The sequence below is a fragment of the Microbacterium sp. genome (assembly GCF_051953575.1).
Taxonomy (GTDB): domain Bacteria; phylum Actinomycetota; class Actinomycetes; order Actinomycetales; family Microbacteriaceae; genus Microbacterium.
Genome location: NZ_JBQCIP010000093.1, coordinates 1 through 7299, shown reverse-complemented (window position 1 = coordinate 7299; position 7299 = coordinate 1). Strand labels below are relative to the sequence as shown.

The window sequence follows — 7299 nt, the reverse complement described above, 5'->3', positions numbered from 1 at the left end:
TCCGTGACATGGACTCCGGCCCCGCCGTAGATCTCCGGCGGGTACTCCTTCGTGACGATGTCGACTCGCATGCTCGAACGCTAGTACATCGGTCGGAACGCGTCCTAGTGTGGGTCTCATGCCAGCAGCGCCCAAGGTCTTCGGAATCATCCTCGCCGGCGGCGAGGGGAAGCGGTTGATGCCCCTGACTGCGGATCGCGCCAAACCGGCCGTCCCCTTCGGCGGTCAGTACCGGCTCATCGACTTCGCGATCTCGAACCTCATCAACTCGGGTCTCCGGCAGATCGTGGTGCTGACGCAGTACAAGTCCCACAGCCTCGACCGCCACATCTCGCAGACGTGGCGCATGTCGGCCCTGCTGGACTCGTACGTCGCGTCGGTGCCCGCTCAGCAGCGGCTCGGCAAGCGATGGTTCTCGGGATCGGCGGATGCGATCCTGCAGAGCCTCAACCTGATCACCGACGAGAAGCCCGACATCGTCGTCGTCATCGGCGCCGACCACGTGTACCGCATGGACTTCCGGCAGATGCTCTCCGCCCACATCGAATCGGGCGCGCGGGCCACGGTCGCCGGCATCCGTCAGCCGATCTCACTCGCCAACCAGTTCGGCGTGATCGACGTCGATCCGTCCGACCCCGGTCGCATCCGCGAGTTCCTCGAGAAGCCGCAGAGCCCGGTGGGCCTCGCCGACGCGCCCGACCAGGTGCTGGCATCGATGGGCAACTACATCTTCGACACCGACGCGCTCATCGAGGCCGTCGAGTCCGACGGCGAGCTGCCGACCTCGAACCATGACATGGGCGGCGACATCGTCCCCTACTTCGTGTCGCGCGGCGAGGCCGGCGTGTACGACATGAACCGCAACGACGTGCCGGGTTCGACCGATCGCGACCGCTACTACTGGCGCGACGTGGGAACGATCGACTCGTTCTTCGACGCGCACCGCGACCTCATCTCGACCCTCCCCGTGTTCAACCTCTACAACACCGACTGGCCGATCCACTCGCAGGCCGTCAACTCCCCGCCGGCGAAGTTCGTGCGCGACTCGGTCGGGCGCATCGGCAACGCGATCGACTCGATCGTCTCGCTCGGATCCGTCCTGTCGGGCACGCACCTGGAGCGCAGCGTCGTGGGCCCGTGGACACTGGCCGGCGGCGGGTCGACGATCACCGACTCGGTGCTGTTCGACTACGTGCACGTCGGTGCGGGCGCCCGCGTGCACCGCGCGATCCTCGACAAGAACGTCGTGCTCGACGACGGGGCGACGGTGGGCGTCGACCGCGAGCGGGACCTCGCGCGCGGCTTCACCGTCACCGACAGCGGCATCACCGTCGTGGGCAAGGGCGTGCGCGTCGAGCGCTGACGACGTCGCCGCCTGACATGCGGTCGGGCACGGCGTCCCGCTCCGGCTAGCGTGGGAGCATGCCCGTCGCTCCCGCCCGCTTCCTCGTCGTGCTCGACGCCGATTCGACCCTGATCCGCAACGAGGTGATCGAGCTGATCGCCGACGAAGCCGGCCGCGGACCCGAGGTGGCCGCAGCGACCGAGGCCGCCATGCGCGGTGAGGTCGACTTCGCGACGAGCCTGCGCTCGCGCGTCGAGGCACTCGCCGGCGTCCCCGTCGCGGCGTTCGCGCGCGTGCTGGCGCGTATCGAGCCGACGCCCGGTGTCCGCGAGCTCATCGACGCCGTGCATGCGCGCGGCGGCGCCGTAGGCGTCGTGTCGGGCGGGTTCCACGAGATCCTCAACACCGTCGCCCCCGACCTGGGCGTCGATGTCTGGCGCGCCAACCGGCTCGCGTCGAGCGACGGCGTCCTCACCGGTCTCGTCGATGGGCCGATCGTGGATGCCACCGGCAAGGCCGACGCCCTGCGCGAGTGGTCGGCGGAGCGCGGGGTCGATCTCGCACACACCATCGCCATCGGCGACGGCGCGAACGACCTCGTGATGATGGCCGAGGCGGGGCTCGGCGTCGCCTTCAACGCCAAGCCGGCCGTGCGCGCGCAGGCGGACGTCGTGATCGGCCCCGTCGATCTGCGCGAGGTCATCCCCCTGCTTCCCTGACCGACAGGGCCGACACGCATGTCGGCACCCATCGCTAGCCTCGGGGCATGCACATCATCCTCGTCCCCGGCCTGTGGCTCGACGCGTCGTCATGGGGCGACGTCGCGCCCGCTCTCGAAGCCGCCGGCCATCGCACCCATCCGCTCACGATGCCGGGCGTCGGCGGCTCCGGCCCCGACACCGCCGGCATCGGCATGGCCGCCTGGGTCGATGCCACGGTCACGGCGCTCGACGCCCTCGACGGCGAGGTCGTGCTGGTCGGGCACTCCGGCGGCGGCAACGTGGCGTACGGCGCAGTGGATGCCCGGCCCGACCGCGTCGCACACCTGGTCCTGCTCGACACATGGCCCCCGAGTGACGGCGGCTCGGTCTCGGAGTTCCCGATCGTCGACGGCGTGGTGCCGTTCCCCGGATGGGACTTCTTCGACGAGCCGGATATCGCCGACCTCGATCCCCAGACGCGGGCGGATGCGGCGGCATGCACGAAGTCCGTGCCCGCGCGCGTCCCGACGGATCCCATCCGGCTGTCGGACCAGCGGCGGCGCAGCGTGCCCGTCACGATCGTCACCGGCACGGTGCCCGCGGCTCAGATCCGTGAGATCATCGCCGCCGGCCCGGAGTGGGCCGCCGAACTGGTCGCGCTCGAGCACCTCGACATCATCGAGCTCGGCGCGCCCGGCGATCCGACCGGTCACTGGCCGCAGTTCTCGCGCCCCGGCGCCGTGGCCGAGGCGATCCTGCGCGCGATCGGCTAGGCGATCCGCATCAGTGGCCCATGCCGAGGCCGCCGTCGACGGGGATCACGGCGCCCGAGATGTAGGCCGCATCGTCCGACGCGATCCACGTCACGACACCCGCCACTTCGTCGGCCGAGCCGTACCGGCCGACGGGGATGCTCTTCTTGTACTCGGCCTGCGTCGCGTCCGAGAGCTCGGCGGTCATGTCCGTCTCGATGAAGCCGGGCGCGACGACGTTCGCCGTGATGCCGCGGCCGCCGAGCTCGCGCGTGAGAGACCGCGCGAAGCCGACCAGGGCGCTCTTGGACGCCGCGTAGTTGATCTGCCCCGGCGATCCGTAGAGACCGACGACGCTCGAGATGAGGATGACGCGGCCCCACTTGGCACGCAGCATCCCCTTCGATGCGCGCTTGACGACCCGGAACGCACCTCCGAGGTTCGTCGAGACGACGCTGTCGAAGTCGTCCTCCGTCATCCGCAGCAGCAGGGTGTCCTTGGTGATGCCGGCGTTCGCGACGACGATCTCGACGGGTCCCAGCGTGTTCTCGACCTCGGTGAACGCGGCGTCGACGGCTGCGGCATCCGTCACATCGGCGCGCACCGTGAGCGTCCCCTCGGGGCCCTCCCCGGAACGGGCGGTCACAGCGACCTTGTAGCCGGCGGCGACGAAGCGCTCGGCGATGGCGCGGCCGATGCCGCGGTTGCCGCCGGTGACGAGGACGACGCGATCGGTGGACATAGGGCTCTCCCGGGGGTCTACGACGGAACCGCACCAGCCTAGCGGCGGGCGGCGGCGGAACCCGGATCTGTTTGACACCCCTGCGCGCCGCTGGGACGCTGGACCCAGACACCGACGAAAGGCATCGCCGTGAGCGACACCTCCCCCACTCCCGCGCCCGAACCGGGCGCAAACCCGCCCGTCCCGCCGGCACCTCCTGCCGCGCAGCCCGGCGCGTACCCGCCGGCAGCGCCGACGCCGCAGCCCGCCCCACAGGCGCCGCCCGCGGCGCAGCCCGCCGCCTACCCGCCTCCGGCGCAGGGCGCCTACCCGCCTCCCGCCTACGGCGCACCGTCGACGCCCGCGCCGTACGGTTCGGCACCCGCATACGGCACCGCACCGGCCTACGGGGCCGCACCCGGTTACGCTGCGGCACCGGGCTACGGCTACGGCGCTCCGGCCAAGACCAACACGCTGGCGATCGTGTCGCTCATCGCGTCGATCTCGAGCTTCGTGATCCTTCCGTTCATCGGATCAGTGGTGGGTGTCATCACGGGCCACATGTCGCTCAAGCAGCTCAAGACGAGCGGCGAGCAGGGTCGAGGCATGGCGCTGGCCGGCACGATCGTCGGCTGGGTCGGGCTCGGACTCGCGCTCCTCGGCATCATCGCGATGATCCTGTTCTTCATGTTCAGCTTCGCGGTCTACTCCTCGACGGGGAACTACTCCTCCTGACGCACGCGCAGATCGCCCCGGAGCCCCGCTCCGGGGCGATCTGCGCGTGCAACCGGCGTACCCTGGAAGCACCGTGAAGAACTCCAGCCACGCCCCTTCGGCCACGTCTCTGCCGCGCGCTCCGCGCGACGATGTCGGCGCGCGCTCGACGCGCTATCTCGTGATGATGGGCGTGCGCATCGCGTGCTTCATCCTCATGGTGGTCATCACGCCCTACGGCTGGTACACGTGGGTCTTCGGTGCCGCGGCGGTCTTCCTTCCCTACATCGCCGTCGTGTCGGCGAACGTCGGCCAAGAGGCGCGCAGCAATCGCCGCGAGGACCCCGAGCCGTCGCTGCCGGCTGTTCCGGGCATCGCCGGCGCGCCTGAGACCCGGGTCATCCGGATCGAAGAGAACCGCGACGCGGCGACGCCGCAACGCCGGGCAGAGCCCACCAGTGACGCCGGTCCCGCCTATCCCGCGGCTCCTGCGGATCCCGCAGGTCCCGCCCGTCCCGCAGGACCCGCCCATCCCGCAGGTGCTGCCGATCCCGCGGACGACGCGGACCCCGCGGCATGAGCGAGGAGGGCATCGACGCGACCTGCTCGCGTGCGGGCTGCCGCGAGAGCGCCCGCTGGCGGATCGACTGGCGCAACCCCCGCATCCATACGACGGACCGGCGCAAGACGTGGGTCGCCTGCGATGAGCACGTCGACTACCTCCGCGACTTCCTTGCCGCGCGCGACTTCCCGCTCGACGTCACTCCCCTCACCGGCACCGAGGTGACCCGATGAGCCGGGGCGTGAGCATGCAGAACCTGCCGCGCGCGGGTCGCTGGGCGATCTACATCGCCCACGCCGTGGTCTTCGCCATCGCGTGCGCGTTCCTGTCGCACTGGCAGTTCAGCCGGAACGAGGAACGCTCGCATCAGCTCGCGCTCGTTGCCCAGAACTACGACGCCGACCCCGTGCCGCTCGCCGAGGCGATCCCCGCCGGCGGCACGCTCGACCCCCAGGACGAATGGCGTCCCGTCACCCTGACGGGCGAGTACCTCACCGACGACCAGCTGCTGGTCCGCAACCGCCCGCACGGCGGCACGTCGGCGTTCGAGGTGCTGGTGCCGTTCCGCCTCGACGACGGGCGCGTGCTGCTCGTCGACCGCGGGTGGGTGCCGCCCGGCGACGACTTGCCCGTGCCCGACGCCGTGCCCGCTCCCCCGGCCGGCGCGTCGACCATCGTGGTGCGCCTGCGCCCCGGTGAAGCGCTGCCCTCGTCGGGCCGCTCGGCGCCCGACGGCCAGGTGCCGACGATCAACCTCGGGCTCATCGCCGACACGATCCCGTCGAACGCCGGCGACGACCTCGAGCGCAGCGCCTATGGCGTGATGGTGAGCGAGGATCCGGCGCCCGCGACCGTGCCGAACGCGCTCGAGCCGCCGTCGGACGACCCGGGTCCTCATCTGTCGTACGCGATCCAGTGGATCATGTTCGCGCTCATGGGGTTCATCTTCATCGGCTACGTCATCCGCACGGAGCGCAAGCACCGTCGCGAGGATGCCGAGGACGCGACGGCCGGCGGCGACCCCGAAGGAGCGCCGGATGCCGCACCGGCGGCGGCTGCGGCATCCCGTCGCCGTCGCGACCGCGATGCCGAGGACGAGGACGCCCTCATCGACGCCGCGGGCCGCTGACGCCTACGCGAGCGAGATAAGGTCGGCGTAGTCGCGACCCCAGATGTCTTCGACGCCGTCGGGCAGGATCAGCACCCGCTCGGGGTTGAGGGCCTCGACCGCGCCCTCGTCGTGCGAGACGAGCACGACGGCGCCTTCGTAGTGCGCGAGCGCGCCGAGGATCTCGTCGCGCGAGGCCGGGTCGAGGTTGTTGGTCGGCTCGTCGAGCAGCAGCATGTTGGCCGAAGACACGACGAGCGTCGCCAGCGACAGGCGCGTCTTCTCGCCGCCCGACAGCACGCCGGCGGGCTTCAGCACGTCGTCGCCGGTGAACAGGAACGATCCGAGCACCTTGCGCGCTTCCGTGGCGTTGATGTCGGGCGCCGCCGACATCATGTTCTCGAGCACCGAGCGGTCGACGTCGAGGTTCTCGTGCTCCTGCGCGTAGTAGCCGATCTTCAGGCCGTGGCCGGGCTCGAGCTGCCCGGTGTCGGGCTGGTCCACGCCGGCGAGGATGCGCAGCAGCGTCGTCTTGCCGGCGCCGTTGAGGCCGAGCACGACGACCTTCGAGCCGCGGTCGATCGCGAGGTCGACGTCGGTGAAGATCTCGAGAGAGCCGTACGACTTCGACAGGCCCGAGGCCATGAGCGGCGTCTTGCCGCACGGCGCGGGCTTCGGGAACCGCAGCTTCGCGACGCGCTCCTCCTGGCGGACCTCGTCGAGGCCCGCGAGCATCTTCTCGGCGCGCGCGACCATCTGGTGCGCGGCGGCGGCCTTGGACGCCTTGGCGCCGAACCGGGCGGCCTGCTGCTGGAGCACGGTGGCCTTCTTCTCGACGTTGGCGCGCTCCTTCTTGCGGCGCTCCTCGTCGGCCACCCGCTGGCGCAGGTAGTTCTTCCAGTTCATGTTGTAGACGTCGATCACCTGGCGGTTCGCGTCGAGGTAGAACACGCGGTTGACGGTCTCACCGACGAGCTCCACGTCGTGCGAGATCACGATGAGCCCGCCCTTGTAGCCCTTCAGGAACTCGCGCAGCCACACGACGCTGTCGGCGTCGAGGTGGTTGGTGGGCTCGTCGAGGATCATCGTCTGGGCGTCGGAGAACAGGATGCGCGCGAGTTCGATCCGGCGGCGCTGACCACCCGAGAGCGTGCGCAGCGGCTGATCCAGGATGCGATCGGGCAGAGAGAGGTTGTGGGCGATGGATGCCGCTTCCGCCTCCGCCGCGTAGCCGCCGAGCGCCTCGAACCTCTCGGTGAGGTTGGCGTACTTCCGCATGGCGCGTGCCGCGGCATCCGCGTCGTCGGCCGCCATGGCGAGGGAGGCCTCGTGCATCCCGAGCGCGAGGGTGCCGAGCCCCCGGGCGTCGAGGATGCGCGTGCGGGCGAGCATGTCC

The 7299-nt window shown here is 70.6% G+C and carries 9 protein-coding genes; 7 read left to right on the top strand and 2 right to left on the bottom strand.

The features are described 5' to 3' along the window. Nucleotides 1-118 precede the first annotated feature (118 nt). From ACTHNQ_RS06400 to ACTHNQ_RS06390, 3 genes are read left to right on the top strand one after another with little or no spacing between them, the layout of a single operon-like run. Nucleotides 119-1363, top strand: a complete 1245-nt coding sequence (locus ACTHNQ_RS06400) for a glucose-1-phosphate adenylyltransferase (protein WP_440332105.1) — start codon at nucleotides 119-121, stop codon at nucleotides 1361-1363. Between the two features lie 59 nt (nucleotides 1364-1422). Further along, nucleotides 1423-2064 carry a phosphoserine phosphatase SerB gene (gene serB, locus ACTHNQ_RS06395; RefSeq protein WP_440332103.1) on the top strand — a complete coding sequence of 214 codons (642 nt, stop codon included), beginning with the start codon at nucleotides 1423-1425 and terminating at the stop codon, nucleotides 2062-2064. A gap of 47 nt (nucleotides 2065-2111) precedes the next feature. Beyond that, on the top strand, nucleotides 2112-2819 hold the full coding sequence (locus tag ACTHNQ_RS06390; protein WP_440332101.1) for an alpha/beta fold hydrolase: 708 nt from the start codon (nucleotides 2112-2114) through the stop codon (nucleotides 2817-2819). 10 nt (nucleotides 2820-2829) lie between these two features. Here ACTHNQ_RS06390 and fabG read toward each other — a convergent pair whose 3' ends face one another. Then, nucleotides 2830-3540 (bottom strand): 3-oxoacyl-ACP reductase FabG, encoded by a 711-nt coding sequence (fabG, locus tag ACTHNQ_RS06385; RefSeq protein WP_440332099.1) that lies wholly within the window; start codon nucleotides 3538-3540, stop codon nucleotides 2830-2832. 129 nt (nucleotides 3541-3669) lie between these two features. Between fabG and ACTHNQ_RS06380 the strand changes: the two genes are divergently transcribed. The 4 genes from ACTHNQ_RS06380 (at nucleotide 3670) to ACTHNQ_RS06365 (ending at nucleotide 5924) form a co-directional block, all read left to right on the top strand. Continuing rightward, nucleotides 3670-4254, top strand: a complete 585-nt coding sequence (locus ACTHNQ_RS06380; protein WP_440332097.1) for a DUF4190 domain-containing protein — start codon at nucleotides 3670-3672, stop codon at nucleotides 4252-4254. 73 nt (nucleotides 4255-4327) lie between these two features. Then, nucleotides 4328-4813, top strand: coding sequence for a DUF3099 domain-containing protein (locus tag ACTHNQ_RS06375; protein WP_440332095.1), 486 nt, complete (start codon nucleotides 4328-4330; stop codon nucleotides 4811-4813). Further along, complete coding sequence (locus ACTHNQ_RS06370) at nucleotides 4810-5028, top strand: hypothetical protein (protein ID WP_440332093.1); 219 nt, start codon at nucleotides 4810-4812, stop codon at nucleotides 5026-5028. The genes ACTHNQ_RS06375 and ACTHNQ_RS06370 overlap by 4 nt, the downstream gene beginning before the upstream one ends. A 14-nt stretch (nucleotides 5029-5042) precedes the next feature. Next, nucleotides 5043-5924 (top strand): SURF1 family cytochrome oxidase biogenesis protein, encoded by an 882-nt coding sequence (locus tag ACTHNQ_RS06365; protein WP_440332106.1) that lies wholly within the window; start codon nucleotides 5043-5045, stop codon nucleotides 5922-5924. A gap of 3 nt (nucleotides 5925-5927) precedes the next feature. On the opposite strand, the gene ACTHNQ_RS06360 is transcribed toward ACTHNQ_RS06365, so the two are convergent. Continuing rightward, nucleotides 5928-7299, bottom strand: a 1372-nt coding sequence (locus ACTHNQ_RS06360; RefSeq protein WP_440332091.1) for an ABC-F family ATP-binding cassette domain-containing protein, incomplete at its 5' end; no start/stop codon positions are given.

Coding starts and splice junctions, on each gene's coding strand:
- ACTHNQ_RS06400 (WP_440332105.1), top strand. CDS start 119: ATGCCAGCAGCGCCCAAGGTCTTCGGAATCATCCTCGCCGGCGGCGAG.
- serB (WP_440332103.1), top strand. CDS start 1,423: ATGCCCGTCGCTCCCGCCCGCTTCCTCGTCGTGCTCGACGCCGATTCG.
- ACTHNQ_RS06390 (WP_440332101.1), top strand. CDS start 2,112: ATGCACATCATCCTCGTCCCCGGCCTGTGGCTCGACGCGTCGTCATGG.
- fabG (WP_440332099.1), bottom strand. CDS start 3,540: ATGTCCACCGATCGCGTCGTCCTCGTCACCGGCGGCAACCGCGGCATC.
- ACTHNQ_RS06370 (WP_440332093.1), top strand. CDS start 4,810: ATGAGCGAGGAGGGCATCGACGCGACCTGCTCGCGTGCGGGCTGCCGC.
- ACTHNQ_RS06365 (WP_440332106.1), top strand. CDS start 5,043: ATGCAGAACCTGCCGCGCGCGGGTCGCTGGGCGATCTACATCGCCCAC.